This is a genomic window from Ralstonia sp. 24A2 (genome assembly GCF_051783885.1).
In the GTDB taxonomy this organism is placed as follows: Bacteria; Pseudomonadota; Gammaproteobacteria; order Burkholderiales; family Burkholderiaceae; genus Ralstonia.
The window spans coordinates 2,459,974-2,475,543 of sequence record NZ_JBPVZD010000002.1 but is presented as its reverse complement, the minus strand read 5'-3'; the positions used below and the strand labels follow the sequence as shown (position 1 = coordinate 2,475,543).

At 61.9% G+C, this 15,570-nt stretch carries 11 protein-coding genes; all 11 read left to right on the top strand.

Annotation, left to right across the window (positions count from 1 at the left end):
* Nucleotides 1-62: 62 nt before the first annotated feature.
* Entirely contained in the window at nt 63-2,267 is a 2,205-nt protein-coding gene (locus ACS13N_RS16400; RefSeq protein WP_438932616.1) for a TonB-dependent siderophore receptor, read from the top strand.
* A gap of 292 nt (nt 2,268-2,559) precedes the next feature.
* A complete protein-coding gene (locus ACS13N_RS16395; protein ID WP_438932615.1) occupies nt 2,560-3,927 on the top strand; it encodes a lysine N(6)-hydroxylase/L-ornithine N(5)-oxygenase family protein in 1,368 nt (455 codons plus the stop codon).
* Nucleotides 3,924-5,171 carry an MFS transporter gene (locus tag ACS13N_RS16390; protein WP_438932614.1) on the top strand — a complete coding sequence of 416 codons (1,248 nt, stop codon included), beginning with the start codon at nt 3,924-3,926 and terminating at the stop codon, nt 5,169-5,171. The genes ACS13N_RS16395 and ACS13N_RS16390 overlap by 4 nt, the downstream gene beginning before the upstream one ends.
* The gene (locus tag ACS13N_RS16385) at nt 5,161-5,763 is read left to right on the top strand and encodes a GNAT family N-acetyltransferase (protein WP_438932613.1); all 603 of its coding nucleotides are present in this window, start codon (nt 5,161-5,163) and stop codon (nt 5,761-5,763) included. Before ACS13N_RS16390 ends, ACS13N_RS16385 begins: the two co-directional genes overlap by 11 nt.
* A gap of 15 nt (nt 5,764-5,778) precedes the next feature.
* Entirely contained in the window at nt 5,779-7,665 is a 1,887-nt protein-coding gene (locus ACS13N_RS16380; RefSeq protein ID WP_438932612.1) for an IucA/IucC family protein, read from the top strand.
* Nucleotides 7,666-7,673: 8 nt separating this feature from the next.
* Nucleotides 7,674-8,480, top strand: a complete 807-nt coding sequence (locus ACS13N_RS16375) for a siderophore ferric iron reductase (RefSeq protein ID WP_438932611.1) — start codon at nt 7,674-7,676, stop codon at nt 8,478-8,480.
* Nucleotides 8,481-8,566: 86 nt separating this feature from the next.
* Nucleotides 8,567-9,727, top strand: a complete 1,161-nt coding sequence (locus tag ACS13N_RS16370) for an aromatic ring-hydroxylating oxygenase subunit alpha (RefSeq protein WP_438932610.1) — start codon at nt 8,567-8,569, stop codon at nt 9,725-9,727.
* Between the two features lie 76 nt (nt 9,728-9,803).
* Nucleotides 9,804-11,822, top strand: a complete 2,019-nt coding sequence (gene mnmC, locus ACS13N_RS16365) for a bifunctional tRNA (5-methylaminomethyl-2-thiouridine)(34)-methyltransferase MnmD/FAD-dependent 5-carboxymethylaminomethyl-2-thiouridine(34) oxidoreductase MnmC (protein WP_438932609.1) — start codon at nt 9,804-9,806, stop codon at nt 11,820-11,822.
* A 243-nt stretch (nt 11,823-12,065) separates the two neighbouring features.
* Nucleotides 12,066-13,409, top strand: coding sequence for a trigger factor (gene tig / locus ACS13N_RS16360; RefSeq protein ID WP_438932608.1), 1,344 nt, complete (start codon nt 12,066-12,068; stop codon nt 13,407-13,409).
* Between the two features lie 41 nt (nt 13,410-13,450).
* Nucleotides 13,451-14,098 (top strand): ATP-dependent Clp endopeptidase proteolytic subunit ClpP, encoded by a 648-nt coding sequence (gene clpP / locus ACS13N_RS16355; protein WP_438932607.1) that lies wholly within the window; start codon nt 13,451-13,453, stop codon nt 14,096-14,098.
* A gap of 196 nt (nt 14,099-14,294) precedes the next feature.
* Nucleotides 14,295-15,569, top strand: coding sequence for an ATP-dependent Clp protease ATP-binding subunit ClpX (gene clpX / locus ACS13N_RS16350; RefSeq protein ID WP_438932606.1), 1,275 nt, complete (start codon nt 14,295-14,297; stop codon nt 15,567-15,569).
* Nucleotide 15,570: the final 1 nt, after the last annotated feature.

Below are 15,570 nucleotides of genomic sequence, written 5' to 3'. Positions count from 1 at the left end.
TTCCGCTTTTGCAGTGTGGATCGTCGATGGGTGTGGAAACCACACGCATCTTCCAACACACCATGCCAAAGCACATCAACACAACAACGGTTTTTCCATCTGAAACGACTTGCCGCACGACGCTGCGCCCGCTGGCGCTTGCTGCACGGCTGACTTGCGCAGTGCTGCTGGGGGCAGCGCTGCCCGCGCAAGTGATGGCGCAGAGTACCACCGCAGAGGTGAATGCCACATTGCCCACCGCGACCGTAGTCGGCCGCGGCGAGACAGCGCAGAGCCCCGGCAAGGGCTTTATCGCCAAGCAAAGCTCGGCAGGCACCAAGACCGATACGCCGATCATCGAAACGCCGCAGTCGATCTCCGTGATCACGCAACAGCAACTGGAAGACCAGCGGCCGCGCGGCTTGTCTGAAGCGCTGAACTACACGACGGGCGCGTTCACTGGGTTGGTCGGAGCGGCCAACCGCTATGACTACGTTGCGCTGCGCGGCTTCAACGACGCCAGCGTCAACAACGCGCTGCTCGATGGCCTGAGCCTGCAGGGCGATCAGGGCAGCTACAGCTCGTTCCAGATCGATCCGTATTTCCTGCAGCGCATTGACGTGCTCAAGGGGCCGGGCTCGGTGTTGTTCGGGCGGGCTTCGCCAGGGGGCGTGGTGTCGCTCGTCAGCAAGAAACCGCTGTTCCAGCCGTATCACGAAGTCGAGTTCACGGTTGGCAACCGCAACCGTGTTGAGGGAGCATTCGATATCTCCGGGCCAGTGGATCAGAACGGCGTGATGGCCTTTCGGGTGACCGGCCTGGCACGCGGCATGGATTCGCAGTTCCAGCACGTGCGGGAAGAGCGCTTTGCCATTGCGCCATCGCTGGCCATCAACTTCACGCCCGACACGCACCTGTTGCTGCAGGCGTATCTGCAGCACGACCCAGAAGGTAGCTTCAATAGCGGTGTGCCCGCGGAGGGCAGCCTGTTCCCGCACAACGGCCGCACCATCTCGCGCTACTTCTTCGACGGAGACCCGACGGTCGAAAAATTCCGCCGCACCGAGCGCATGCTGGGTTACCAGTTCGAGCACGCGTTCAATGACCAATGGACGGTGCGCCAGAATTTCCGCTACGTCTTCGGCGACGTGCGCATGCGCCAGATCTACGGCTTCGGCTGGGCCGATGCGAATAACCTCACGCGTTACTACGCCGGCGCCAAGGAAGCCACGCACGCCTATACGGTCGATAACCAACTCGAAGGCAAGTTCGTGACCGGCCCCGTTAAACACACGATGCTGGTTGGCCTGGACTACCAGAAGCGCCACGTCGATGGCTTCTGGGAATCCGGTAGCGCAGACCCGATCAACGCGTTCAACCCCGTCTATGGCAACCCTGGTTTGACCGGAGTGACTGCTGCGCCGATCGACCGCTGGCTTGAGCAGACCGGCGTGTACCTGCAGGACCAGATCGCCATCGACCGCTGGCGCTTCACGCTGGGCGTGCGCGAGGACCACGCCAAGGCATCCAACCTGTATGGCACAGGCACGCCGTCGGAGTGGAGCGGCTCGAAGTTCACCAAGCGTGCGGGTGTGGTCTACCTGTTCGACAACGGCATCGCCCCGTACTTCAGCTATGCCGATGGCTTCAACCCGAGCATCCGGACGGATCAGCGGGGCAATCTGCTGCAACCGGCCACCGCCAAGCAGTTCGAGGCGGGCGTGCGTTATCAGCCGAAGGGCTCGAGCACGATGCTGTCCGCCGCCGTGTTCAACCTGGAACAGGAGAACATCGCCAACCGGCCTGCTGCCCAGGTCTACTACGTGCCCACTGGCAAGGTGCGTACGCGCGGGCTGGAACTGGAGGCACGTTCACAGATCACGGACAACGTTTCGCTGCTGGCCAACTACACGTTCACCGACATGAAGTTTGTCGAGTCCACCGACGGCTTTGTGGGCAACACGCCGTATCAGGCGCCGCGCCATATGGCATCGGTGTGGGGCGATTGGACCTTCATGCCCGGCTACACGGCAGGTGTGGGGGTGCGCTACGTTGGCACGAGCTATGGCGACAGCGCCAACAGCTTCAAGGTACCGCCGTACACACTGGTTGATTTGATGCTGCGTATCGATCTCGTACGTTGGGACCCATCGCTCAAGGGCGCAAAGCTGCAATTGTCGGCAAAGAATATCTTTAACAAAACGTATGTGGCATCGTGCATGAACAGCAACTACTGTTATTGGGGTGATGCCCGCAACGTGATGGCGACCATTTCGTATCAATGGTAATTAAGAATTATTCACGCAAACATCATCGTGTTTGTGTAGTATGGTGACTTAGCTTGTTGCCCGGCGGCTTTGCATTAAAGTCGTCGGGCCATTCGGAATCTGTCCTGATATCGCATCCGCGATATTCCATGATCCTTCTGCGGCCGGCACGCATCGGTCGTGATCAAAACCCCACCTGAGTTCACCCAGCCTAGGCGCGGCCTGATGCCGCCAGCCAACGGGAAGCGTATGCGCGTTCGCCCAGCTGGAGTCTTGTTGTCATCGCTTTTGTAAATCAGGAGGTTCAAACGTGATGGAATCAGAAGTTCATGAATTTATTGCCATTGGGTTGGGTCCGTTTAATTTAAGCCTGGCTTGCCTGGCTGAACCCATTGCCGATTTGAATGGGGTATTTCTGGAGCGTGCGCCGGAATTCAATTGGCATCCTGGCATGCTGATTGATAACACGACATTGCAGAATCCATTCCTGGCGGATCTCGTCAGTTTGGCCGATCCAAAAAGCCGCTTCAGCTTCCTGAATTACTGCAAGCAGGAAGGCAAGATCTATTCGTATTACTTCCGCGAGAACTTCTACCTGAGCCGGGCGGAGTACAACCGCTATTGCAAGTGGGTCGTCGCGCAGCTCACCTGTGCGCGCTTCCACCACGACGTGCAGGCGCTGGCCTATGACGCGCAGCGCGGCTGCTACGTGGTCTCGGGCTTTCGCGGCGCGGAGTGCAAGCCGTTCGTCCTCTGTGCACGCAAGCTGGTGCTGGGTGTGGGGTCGTCGCCGTCGTTCCCGGCGTGCGTGCGGCGCGATGGCCACCGCTATCTGCACACCGCGGACTACATCGACGTGCGTGAATCGCTGCACGAGAAACGCTCCATCACCATCGTCGGCAGTGGGCAGAGCGCGGCGGAGGTCTACTACGACCTGCTCAAGGAGAGCGACAAGTACGGCTACCGCCTGGTCTGGATCACGCGCTCGCCGCGCTTCTTCCCGATGGAGACCACCAAGCTGACGCTGGAGATGTTCTCGCCAGACTACATCGACCACTTTTACAGCCTGCCCGACGGCCGCAAGGATGCCATCGTCCGTGCGCAAGACAGCCTGTACAAGGGCGTCAATACCAGCCTGATCAACCAGATCTACGACTTGCTCGACGACAAGCGCAAGGTGGGTGAATTGCGCACGCACCTGATCACCAACTGCGAGTTGCAGGCGTGCCGCCACGACGCTGCCACCGGCACTTACGAGATCGAGTTCCAGCAGGTCGACAGCGGTGCGCGCTACGCCCATTGCACAGAAGGGCTTGTGCTCGCCACGGGCTACGAACAGAACATCCCGGCGTTCCTTGACGGCATCCGCCATCGGCTGCGCTGGGATGCCAAGGGCCGCTACCAGCTCTCCCGCAACTACGCGGCAGACGTCAATGGCAGCGAGGTCTACGTGCAGAACGCGGGCCTGCACACGCACGGCGTGACCAATCAGGACATTGGCATGAGCTGCTATCGCAACTCCTACATCATCCGAGAGCTGACCGGCGTGGAGCACTACAAGATCGAGCCGCGTGTGGCCATCCAGGATTTTGCGATTCCGGCCACGCCGGAGTTCATCCCGCTGGCGGCTGAGCGGAGCGTCACCGTGCGCGCGAAGGAGCCTGTCGAGGAAGCCGTATGACGCTGCGCAACACCATCATTCTGATGACGGTGTTTGCCGTCATCAGCGATGCGATCCTGATCCCGTTCTACCCGCAGTTCTTCGTGTCGCGCTATGGGCTGGACAGCCCCGTGCACGTGGGGGCGTATGTGGCCGCCATCTCGATTGCCGTCATGTGCACGCTGCCGATCTGGGCGCGTGTGGCCAAGCGCGTGGAGCCGCTGTATCTGCTGGTCTACACGCAGTTCGCAGCAGGCACCTTCAGCCTGCTCAGTGACTGGGCGCCCGATGTGGTGACGTACTGGATGCTGTCGATGCTGATGTTCATGTGCAAGAGCAGCTACCTGCTGATGTATCCGTACATGATGCGGCTCACGCCCAAGGAGCAGCATGCCGCCACGGTGGGCACGCTTTCGGTGGTGGTGCACTTTGGTGCCATCTTTGGGGCGGTGGTGGGCGGTCTCGTGCTGCAGACGTGGGGGCCGCGCGCCAGCATCGTCGCCATGGCGGCGGGGGACTTCTTCCAGATGGGCGTGTGCATGCACCTGATCCGCAGCGGCAAGATCGTGCGGGTCAACTCGGGCGAGCATGCCGAGGCGGCCGCCGCGGAAGCTGCACGCGTACCGAGCACCGGTTGGCGCGACCGTCTGCCGATCCTGCGCCTGGCACTGGTGATGCTGGTGTTCGACTTCAGCGCATATCTGATCCGCCCGTTCTTCTCCGTGTACTGGCAGCAGGTGTCGGGCGTCGATAGCGAGTTCGTTTCAGGCATGGCGTTTGCCATTCCGGGCGTGGTCGCCATCGTAGCGCTGCGATTGCATGCCCGCATTCGTGCACGCGGCGGTCAATTGCCAGACCACACGGTGGGCAACTTGCTGCTGGGCATGGTGGGGCTGCTGCTGCATGCGGCGCCGAACCCTGCGTTGATCGTGCTGGGTCGTGTGCTGTACGGCTGGGCGCTGTTCCAGATCATCGTGAAGCTGGAGGTGAACCTGTTCCGGCTGTCGACGCCGCAGCGCTATGCGCACGACTACAGCATCACCAATTTCTTCCAGAACATGGGGGTGCTGCTGTCTTCGTTTGCGGCAGGGGCGATCGTCAATCGTTACGGGCTGCATCTGCCGTTCCTGCTAGCTGCTGGTGGCTTTGTGCTGACGGCGCTGCTCGATCGGCTGATCCTGAACGTGCCCAGCGCCGGCCATGCGGATGACGCGGGCAGGGCAGACGCACCCGCCAACCTGGAGGCACCGGCCCATGCCAATTGATGCCCGCACCATCCACCGTCGCGCCGATGCGGAAAGCGCGCCTTACACCGATGCGGACGGCTTCACCTTCCACCTGCTGCGCATTCCGGAAGACATCCCGATGCTGCACCGCTGGTTTCAGCCCGAGCGCGCATCGTTCTGGCTGATGCGCGACAAGACGGAGGCCGAAGTCGGTCAGGTTTATCAGGACCTGATGGATTCCGGCCACGCCACCGCATACCTGGTGTGGCAGGGCGGTCGTCCGGCATTCCTGGCCGAGTGCTACGACCCCGCCCACGATCGCATCCGCACGTTCTACAACGTGCAACCGGGCGACCTCGGCATGCATATCTTCATCGGGCCATCGGATGTGCGCATTGCCGGCTACACGCGCACGGTGTTCTTCGCACTCATGCGTTTCATGTTCGAACGCCTGGGCGCAGCACGCATCGTGGTTGAGCCCGACGCCAACAACACACGCATTCACGCCATCAACCGCGCCGCCGGTTTCGTCTACGACCGCAACGTCGCCTTTACCGAAAAAATCGCCAGCCTCGCTTTCTGCACCCGGCGGGATTTTGAACAAGCCACCAGCGCTATCGCCATTGCATAACCCAAAGGATTCGCCATGAACGTCACGATCCACAACCAGCTCTCGCAACACCCGGCCCAGGCCGCAGCGCACCTCACGCCGGAAGTCTGGACGCAGGTCAACCGCCTGCTTTTGCGCAAGGCGATTGCCGAATACGCGCACGAACTCATCCTGGAGCCCGAGCACCTGCATGCCACCGCTGGCGGCTTCGCGCAGTACCAGGTGTTCTCTGATGACGGCAAGGTCTGCTATCAGTTTGAAGCGCAGCAGCTCGCGCTGCGCCACTGGTTCATCAAACCGGAATCGATTCACCGTCTGGTTGAGGGTGCGGAGCAACCGCTCGACGCGTTGCAATTCATCATCGAATGCCGTCAGCGGCTTGGTATCCGTGACGAGTTGCTGCCCATCTACCTCGACGAGATCAGCAGCACGCTGTTCGGCAGCGCGTTCAAACGCATGAAGGCCGACGCGCCCAGCAGTGCGCAACTGGCGGAGGCCACCGATTTCCAGGCCATCGAAGTCGCCATGATCGAAGGGCACCCCGGCTTCGTCGCGAACAATGGGCGCCTGGGCTTCACCTCCGTCGACTATCAGGCGTATGCGCCGGAAGCCGGCTCCGACATCCGCGTGATCTGGCTGGCCGTGCACAAGGATCACGCCACGCCGTCAACGCTTTCCACATTGAACTACGCGCAAATGCTGGCCGAAGAGCTGGGCCAGCACACGGTGGATGACTTCACACGCCAAGTGGCTGCGAAGGGTGTTGATCCGGCGGACTACCACTTCATGCCCGCGCACCCGTGGCAGTGGTTCAACAAGCTGTCCATCACGTTTGCGGGTTACGTGGCCCAGCGCAAGATCATCTGCCTGGACTACAGCGCCGACCACTACATCGCCCAGCAATCCATCCGCACGTTCTTCAACACGAGCGATCGCACCAAGCGCTACGTGAAGACATCGCTGTCGATCCTGAACATGGGCTTCATGCGTGGGCTGTCGCCGTATTACATGTCAGGCACACCGGCCATCAACGAGTTCATCAAAGGGCTGGTGTCTGACGATGCCTTCCTGCGTGAGAACGGTTTCACCATCCTGCAGGAAGTGGCGGCCATCGGCTTCCGCAACTTCTACTATGAGGCGGCCATTCCGGTGGATACGCCGTACAAGAAGCAGTTCTCGGCGCTGTGGCGGGAAAACCCACTGCCGTTGCTCAAGCCGGGCGAGCGCCTGATGACGATGGCGGCGCTGCTGCATGTCGATAAAGATGGCCACGCGCTCATGCCTGAGCTGATCCGCCGCTCGGGCATGCCAGCGCTCACGTGGGTGCGCCAGTACCTGCAGGTGTATCTCACGCCGCTGCTGCATTGCTTCTACGCCTATGAGCTGACGTTCATGCCGCACGGCGAGAACCTCATCCTTGTGATGAACAACCACGCACCTGTGCGCGCCATCATGAAAGACATTGCCGAGGAATGCGCCATCCTCGACATCAACGCGCGCGAGTGGCTGCCCGAACGTGTGCAGCGCTTGGCGGTGGAGGTGCCGGACAACTTCAAGCTGCTCGGCATCTTCATCGACGTGTTTGATGGCGTGCTGCGCCACATCAACCACGTGCTGGTGGAGAACGGTTGCTGCACCGAAGACCAGTTCTGGGGCGCCGTGGCCGATTGCGTCTACGACTATCAGGACGCCCATCCGGAGCACGCCACCAAGTACGCACACTACGACATGTTCGTGCCCGAGTTTCTGCACTCGTGCCTGAACCGCCTGCAGCTCGGCAACAACGTGCAGATGGTGAACCTGGCTGACCCGGCATCGAGCCTGAAGATCGCGGGCAACCTGGTCAACCCAATCGCCAGGTTCCGCCGTGCTGAGCAAGCGGTGCAGGCCCAAGCGGCAGACGTGGAGGAAGCGGCTGCATGACAGGTGGCATGCAAGCCTTCGCAGAAGACGCTGGGGGGTCAGGCTTCGCCTTGGCGGAGACCTGGCGCCCGCCACCGGTACCGAACCCGGATCTCGCCCACGTGCTGCGGCTGGCGCAGCGCGTCATCCCCAGCCTGCGCGGCGACCAGGGTGGGGCGCCACCGGTCGACGCGCTGCACCTGGGCGACGGCACTGCATTGCGGGCGCTGTGTGATCACTGGGCGTGGGCCTATCCGGAGGCGGGCGCGCATTACCTCGCACTGCGCTGCTGGGGCCTGGCGATCTGGCAGCCGATCTACCTGTGCGTGATCGCTGTGCATCTGGACGGAGCAGCGCCCCGGCTGGCGGCGCTGGCGCAGCCGGTGAGGACCGGCTTTCCTAGTGGCTTCCATCTGCCCGTGCACGTGCCAGTCAACGGTGCGTTCGCCGCGCGGATGGATGCCGCCGTTGCTGAATTGCGGGCGTTCTGCGGTGCAACCCGGCGGGCATTGAAACCACTGGTCGCCTTGCATGAGCGGGCTGCCGATCGTCTGCAAGCCGAATGCGTGTTTGGCGCACTGATGGCCGTGCGGCCACACACGTCGATGTCCGATGCGGACGTCATCGCCATGGGCGAGGCATGGCTCGCCAGCCTCGGCATTGCCGGCGGCTGTGACTTCTTCGCCTACCGCGCACGCGACGGCACGCCCACGCTTGCGCTTGACCGCAAGGTCTGCTGCCACCACTTCCGCCGCAGTGACGGCGAGAAATGCAGCACCTGCCCGAAGCTCTCGCTCGACGCACGTATCGCCCGCTTGCTGGCCGAGGTGTCGTAGCGCGTGCTTTTCCCCGATACCTGATGGGGCGGACGCCATTTCAGCGCGAATGCTGAACCGCTCGCCACACCGTGTTGGAGACCCCGATGACTGATGTCGGACGCCTGGCCCATGTGATGCCGGCGCATACCCAATTGCCCGTCGCCGCGTACTTCGACGACGCCTTGTTCGCGTGCGAACTGGAAACTATCTTCAAGCAATCCGCCTGCTACATCGGCAACGAGAAAGCCGTGCCGGAACCTGGCGACTGGCGCCGCCTTGCCCAGGAGGGCGGTGGCCGCGTGCTGATGCGTAACGCCGGCGGTGTGGAACTGATGTCCAACGTCTGCCGCCACAGGCAGGCGCTTATCCTCGGCGGCGAAGCCGGCAACGTGACGGGTCTGGCCAATGCTACTGGCAACCTGCGCGCCGCCGGCGGCCATATCGTTTGCCCGCTGCATCGCTGGACGTACACCGACCGCGGAGAGCTGATCGGCGCACCGCAGTTCACGAGCACTCCATGCAAGAACCTGCAGCGCTTCACGCTGCGCAATTGCCACGGCTTGCTGTTCGAAGGTCCGCGTGATCCGGCGCACGACATGGCGCCGCTGTTTGCTCGCCCGGAGTTCGACTTCGGCGATTACGTGCTCGACCATGTGGAAGTCCACCAATGCAACTACAACTGGAAGACCTTCATCGAGGTCTACCTGGAGGACTATCACGTCGCGCCGTTTCACCCCGGCCTCGGCCATTTCGTCGCCTGCGACAACCTTGAATGGGAGTTTGCCGACTGGTACAGCATGCAGCGCGTAGGCATCCACCAGGCGCTCAGCCAACCAGGCTCGGACATCTACGGTGCGTGGCATGACCGGCTGCTCGATTACCGCTCCGGCACGTCCCCCGACTTTGGTGCCATCTGGGTCACGTACTTCCCGACCCACATGATCGAGCTGTATCCGCACGTGCTGGTGCTCTCCACGCTGTACCCGAAAGGTCCGCAGGACACCGTCAACGTGGTCGAGTTCTACTACCCGGAAGAGATCGCCGCGTTCGAGCGCGAGTTCGTGGAAGCGCAGCGCGCCGCCTACATGGAAACCTGCATCGAGGACGACGAGATCGGTGAACGCATGGACGCCGGACGCCGCGCGCTGATGGAGCGCGGTGTGTCGGAAACCGGGCCATACCAGTCGCCGCTGGAAGACGGTATGCAGCATTTCCATGCGTGGTACCGCCGCATCATGGGCGCGCTGCCGGTCGCCGACGTGTAGCCGCGCCCACCTGCGTCAGATCAAGGCGAGCGGGGAGGGCGGCGGTACAATCCGTCGCTTCTCTCCCAGGTGTTTCATGCCACGCGGCCTCGTTCTCGCCACGCCTCAGCTCACGTCGGACGGCACACCGTTCTCCGCGCAATACGACGATGTCTATCACAGCACCGAAGGCGGTCTCGCACAGGCGCAACACGTCTTCCTGGGCGGCAACGTGCTGCCCGGGGCGTGGCAGGGCAAGAACAGCTTCACCATCGTCGAGACCGGCTTCGGCCAGGGCCTGAATTTCCTGGCGACATGGGCGGCGTGGCGTGACGATCCGCAGCGTTGCGCGCGTCTCGATTTCGTTTCCCTCGAAAAGCATCCGTTCGATCATGCGGGCTTGTTCGTCGTGCATCCGAAAGACGGTGCGCTGGCACCGTTGGCCGAAACGCTGCGCCAGTCGTGGCCGGTGCCAGTGCCCGGGGTGCATCGCCTCGTATTCGAAGGCGGACGCATCACGCTGACGCTGCTCTTCGGCGATGCGATGGAGATGCTGCCGCAACTGTCCTGCGCCGCCGACGCGTTCTACCTGGACGGTTTCTCGCCCGCGAAGAATCCTGATCTCTGGCAGCCGCGCGTCTTCAAGCAGCTTGCGCGTGTCGCCCGCGCTGGCGCCACGCTGGCGACGTACACAGCGGCCGGCTTTGTACGGCGCGGCCTGCAGGAAGCCGGCTTCGAGGCGCGCAAGGCACCGGGCTTTGGCACTAAGCGCGATATGACAGTCGCGCAGTTTCCGACGCACTGGAAGACGCGGCGCGGCCCGGTCGACGCGCCCGTTTGGTCTGAGCGCCACGCCATCGTCCTCGGCGCGGGGCTGGCCGGATGTTCCGTTGCGGAGCGGCTTGCCGCACGCGGCTGGCGTATCACGCTCGTCGACGCAAATGATGGCCCCGCACGCGGCACATCCGCGCATCGTGCCGCGGCCATGCATCCGCATGTGTCGATTGATGACAGCGTGCTCTCCCGCCTGTCGCGCGCCGGCAATCTGCTCGCGCGCCGGCATTGGGATGCGCTCGACCGTGCCGGTTTTGCCACCGGTTTTCAGCCAACCGGTGTGCTGCAGCTCGCCGAGCACGAAGACGATGCCGCCGAACAGCTGCGCGTCGTGCAGGCGCTCGGGTACCCCATCAGCTACATCGATTGGTTGCGTGCCGAGCAAGCCACCGAACGCGTCGGCGCTAACGTGCCGCAGGGCGGCTGGTGGTTCGAGCAGGCCGGCTGGGTGGCGCCGCCTGATGTCTGTCGGGCCAATCTCGCCGCAGCCGCCAACGCAATCGACGCGCGTTGGAATACCCGTGTCGAATCGTTGCGCGAAGCGGGCGGCCAATGGCAAGCGCTTGACGCCCGCGGCGGCGTCATCGCTAGCGCACCGGTTGTCATCCTCGCCAACAGCCTGGACGCTGCCCGGCTGGCGCCACTGGCATCCGCGTCGCTCAAGCCAGTGCGCGGCCAGCTTACCGATGTGCCGATTGCTAGCCTCGAGCCGGGCGTTGCTTGGCCCAACGCCGTGGTGTGCGGTGACGGCTACCTGCTGCCCGCCGAGCCGGACGCGCAGTCCGTACGCATCGGTTCGTCGTTTCAGCCGGGCGAATCCGATCTGGCCGAGCGCCCCGACGATCACGCCGCCAACCTCAAGCGGCTGGCGGGCCTGCAGCCGCAGCAATCTCAGGCGCTGTCGCGGTTGAACCCATCGAGGTTGCATGGGTATGTCGGAGTGCGGTGCGTATCCGCCAACCGCTTGCCGTTGATCGGCGCGGTGGTCGATGAAGCAGCGGCCATGGCGCCAGGCTTCCGTCTGCGAGGGCCGCACGCCAAGCTTCCGCGTGTACCTGGGCTGTATGCCGCACTTGCATACGGCTCGCGTGGCCTCACATGGTCGGTCTTGGGTGCGGAACTGCTCGCTGCGCAAATCGACGGCGGTCCGTTGCCACTGGAAGCCGATCTGGCGGCGGCGCTCGACCCGGGGCGCTTTGTCTTGCGCGCATTGCAGCAAGGGCGCAAGCAGGGGCAGGGTGCTGCACCCGCTGAAGCTGAAGCGGCAGATACGCTCGACTGACGCGCTGTTTGATGGCTTTTCCCAGCGTTCCGACCCAAAAAATCAGGGTCGGCGAGTGTTCCATGCCATAATATGCGTTTTGCGTTTGCCAGCCCGAACGCGCCCGTTGCGCCGCCAAAGTCTCAACTGAGCGGCCCTCGCGTCGCGTCCGCGTAAGCCCGGCAAGACCAAGAACTCTGAACCACGGCTGCTGCTGGCGCTGCGCCGTTCGACGCAACTTTCATCTGAATCTGGAATACGACCATGTCGACTATCGAAAACCTCGGCAAGCTTGATCGCAAAGTGACCCTGGCTGTCCCGAAGGCCGAAGTGGAGCAAGAGAAGCAAAGCCGTCTGGCGCGTCTGTCCAAGACCGTCAAGATGTCTGGCTTCCGCCCGGGCAAGGTCCCGATGAAGATGGTCGAGAAGCAATACGGCCAACAGGTCGAATTCGAAGTGCGCTACGACAAGGCAGCCCGCCAGTTCTTCGACATCACCAACGAGCAGGGCGTGAAGGTTGCCGGTCAACCGCGCTTCGAGGTGAAGACCGAAGGCGTGGCCGACGACCAAGTCGCATTTGACGCCACCTTCGAGGTGTACCCGGAAGTCAAGCTGGGCGATCTGGCCGGCGCGGAACTGACCCGCACCAAGACCGAGATCACCGACGCTGAAATCGACAAGACGCTCGACATCCTGCGCAAGCAACGTGTGCACTACCACACGCGCGGCGAAGCTGGTGAGCACGGTGACGGCGGCGCTGCTGTCGCACAAAACGGCGACCGCGTGACGGTCGACTTCGTCGGCACGATCGACGGCGTTGAATTCGCAGGCGGCAAGGCTGAAGGCTTCAGCTTCGTGCTGGGCGAAGGCCGTATGCTGCCCGAGTTCGAGCAAGCTACGCTGGGCCTGAAGCAAGGCGAGTCGAAGAAATTCCCGCTGGCCTTCCCCGAGGACTACCACGGCAAGGACGTGGCTGGTAAAACGGCTGAATTCACGGTCACGCTCAAGCAAGTCGAGTGGGCACACCTGCCGGAAGTCAACGAAGCCTTCGCGCAATCGCTGGGCATCGCAGACGGCAACCTCGACAAGATGCGCGCCGACATCCGCGAAAACCTCGAGCGTGAAGTCAAGCGCCGCACCCACGCGCTGCTCAAGGACCAAGTCATGGAAGCGCTGCTGAAGGTGGCAGAGCTGGACGTGCCGAAGTCGCTGGTCGAACAAGATCAGGAGCGCCTGGTTGAAATGGCACGTCGTGACCTCGAGCAACGTGGCATGCCGAACGCCAAGAACATGCCGATCCCGGCTGAAATGTTCACGCAACAAGCTGAGCGCCGCGTGAAGCTGGGTCTGGTGCTGGCCGAAGTCGTGAAGGCACACAATCTGGAAGCCAAGCCGGAGCAGATCAAGGCCGAGATCGAAGAGTTCGCGAAGAGCTACGAAGATCCGAAGGAAGTCATCCGCTGGTACTACGGTGACCAACAGCGCTTGGCCGAGATGGAAGCCTACGTGCTCGAAAACAACGTGGTAAATTTTGTGTGCGACAAGGCCAAGGTCACTGACAAGGCTGTGTCGTTCGAAGAGCTGACCGCCACCCCGGCGCAAGGCTGATTCGATCGACTGAGTTTTCGAAGTAAGCACCGGAGAACCGCATGATCCGCAATGAACTGATCGACCAACTTGCCCGTACCCAGGCTTCTGCGCTCGAAACGCAGGGGCTCGGTCTGGTGCCGATGGTGGTCGAGCAGTCGGGCCGCGGCGAGCGCGCCTACGATATCTACTCGCGCCTGCTCAAGGAGCGAGTGATCTTCATGGTGGGCGAGGTCAACGACCAGACTGCCAACCTCGTGGTGGCACAGCTGTTGTTCCTGGAAAGCGAGAATCCGGACAAGGACATCTCGCTGTACATCAACTCGCCGGGCGGTTCGGTGTCGTCCGGTCTGGCGATGTACGACACGATGCAGTTCGTCAAGCCGGATGTGTCGACGCTGTGCATGGGCATGGCAGCGAGCATGGGCGCGTTCCTGCTGGCGGCCGGCGCGAAGGGCAAGCGTCTGGCACTGCCGAATTCGCGCATCATGATTCACCAGCCGCTGGGCGGTGCGCGTGGTCAGGCCTCGGACATCGAGATCCAAGCGCGCGAAATCCTGTATCTGCGTGAGCGCCTGAATACTGTGCTCTCGGAGGCGACCGGCCAGCCGGTCGACAAGATCGCTCGCGACACGGACCGCGACAACTTCATGAGCAGCGAGCAGGCCAAGGAATACGGCTTGATCGACCAAGTCATCACGAAGCGCTGAAGTGTCAGAATAAGCGCCATGTGCGCGGTAATCGGTGCATTTCGGGTCACCCCGGCGACAACCGACTAGCTGCACTAAACATGTCAAGCGGTGTCAAAAACGAGGCTTCGCGCCTCGTTTTTGCTTTGTACAACACCTGCGGATCGTCGCCAGATAATTTGGCGTATGATGCTGCCAAGAACTACTGGTAATCGTTATGGCGGACAAGAAAGGCTCGACTGGCGAAAAGCTGCTGTACTGCTCGTTCTGCGGCAAGAGCCAGCATGAGGTCAAGAAACTGATTGCCGGCCCCTCGGTCTTCATCTGCGATGAATGTATCGACCTGTGCAACGAGATCATCAGGGACGAAGCTGCCATCTCCGAAAAGGAAGGTGGTCTGGCAGTCAAGTCCGATCTGCCCACGCCGCATGAGATTCGCCAAAGCCTCGACCAATATGTGATTGGTCAGGAGCAGGCCAAGAAGATCCTGGCGGTCGCGGTCTACAACCATTACAAGCGTTTGAAGCACCTCGGCAAGAAGGATGATGTCGAGCTGTCCAAGAGCAACATCCTGCTCATCGGGCCGACCGGCTCGGGCAAGACCTTGCTTGCTCAAACGCTCGCACGCCTGCTGAACGTGCCTTTTGTCATCGCTGACGCCACCACGCTGACCGAAGCCGGTTACGTGGGCGAGGATGTCGAAAACATCATTCAGAAGCTGCTGCAGAACTGCAATTACGAAGTGGACAAGGCCCAACGCGGCATCGTCTACATCGACGAAATCGACAAGATTTCGCGCAAGTCTGACAACCCTTCCATCACCCGGGACGTTTCTGGAGAAGGCGTGCAGCAAGCGCTGCTCAAGCTGGTCGAAGGAACGATGGCGTCTGTGCCACCGCAAGGTGGTCGCAAGCATCCGAACCAGGACTTCTTGCAGGTCGACACCACCAACATCCTGTTCATTTGTGGTGGCGCATTTGATGGTCTGGAAAAGATCATCATGCAGCGCTCCGACAAGACCGGGATTGGTTTCGGCGCAGAAGTGCAGAGCAAGGAAGAGCGCGACGTCAGCGAAGTGCTGCCGCAAGTGGAGCCGGAAGACCTCATCAAGTTTGGCCTGATTCCTGAGTTGATCGGTCGTCTGCCTGTGGTGGCGACGCTGGCCAAGCTCGACGAGGCCGCCTTGATGGAGATCCTGGTCGAGCCCAAGAATGCAATCGTCAAGCAGTACCAAAAGCTGCTGGCAATGGAAGGGGTGGAGCTGGAAATCCGTCCGAGCGCGCTAACGGCAATCGCCCGCAAGGCGATCAAGCGCAAGACGGGGGCGCGCGGTCTGCGTTCCATCGTCGAGCACGCGTTGATGGATGTGATGTATGACCTTCCCAACCACAAGGGTGTGCAAAAGGTGGTGATCGATGAAAGTACGATCTCCGGTGACGGCAAGCCCTTGCTGATGTACGAAGAGCAACCCAAGGTTGCAGGTTCCAACTGAC

Excerpts from the sequence above, each read along its gene's own strand:
- ACS13N_RS16385 (WP_438932613.1), top strand. The coding sequence starts at position 5,161 with ATGCCAATTGATGCCCGCACCATCCACCGTCGCGCCGATGCGGAAAGC.
- ACS13N_RS16395 (WP_438932615.1), top strand. The coding sequence starts at position 2,560 with ATGGAATCAGAAGTTCATGAATTTATTGCCATTGGGTTGGGTCCGTTT.
- ACS13N_RS16390 (WP_438932614.1), top strand. The coding sequence starts at position 3,924 with ATGACGCTGCGCAACACCATCATTCTGATGACGGTGTTTGCCGTCATC.
- clpX (WP_438932606.1), top strand. The coding sequence starts at position 14,295 with ATGGCGGACAAGAAAGGCTCGACTGGCGAAAAGCTGCTGTACTGCTCG.
- tig (WP_438932608.1), top strand. The coding sequence starts at position 12,066 with ATGTCGACTATCGAAAACCTCGGCAAGCTTGATCGCAAAGTGACCCTG.
- ACS13N_RS16380 (WP_438932612.1), top strand. The coding sequence starts at position 5,779 with ATGAACGTCACGATCCACAACCAGCTCTCGCAACACCCGGCCCAGGCC.
- ACS13N_RS16400 (WP_438932616.1), top strand. The coding sequence starts at position 63 with ATGCCAAAGCACATCAACACAACAACGGTTTTTCCATCTGAAACGACT.
- ACS13N_RS16370 (WP_438932610.1), top strand. The coding sequence starts at position 8,567 with ATGACTGATGTCGGACGCCTGGCCCATGTGATGCCGGCGCATACCCAA.
- mnmC (WP_438932609.1), top strand. The coding sequence starts at position 9,804 with ATGCCACGCGGCCTCGTTCTCGCCACGCCTCAGCTCACGTCGGACGGC.
- clpP (WP_438932607.1), top strand. The coding sequence starts at position 13,451 with ATGATCCGCAATGAACTGATCGACCAACTTGCCCGTACCCAGGCTTCT.
- ACS13N_RS16375 (WP_438932611.1), top strand. The coding sequence starts at position 7,674 with ATGCAAGCCTTCGCAGAAGACGCTGGGGGGTCAGGCTTCGCCTTGGCG.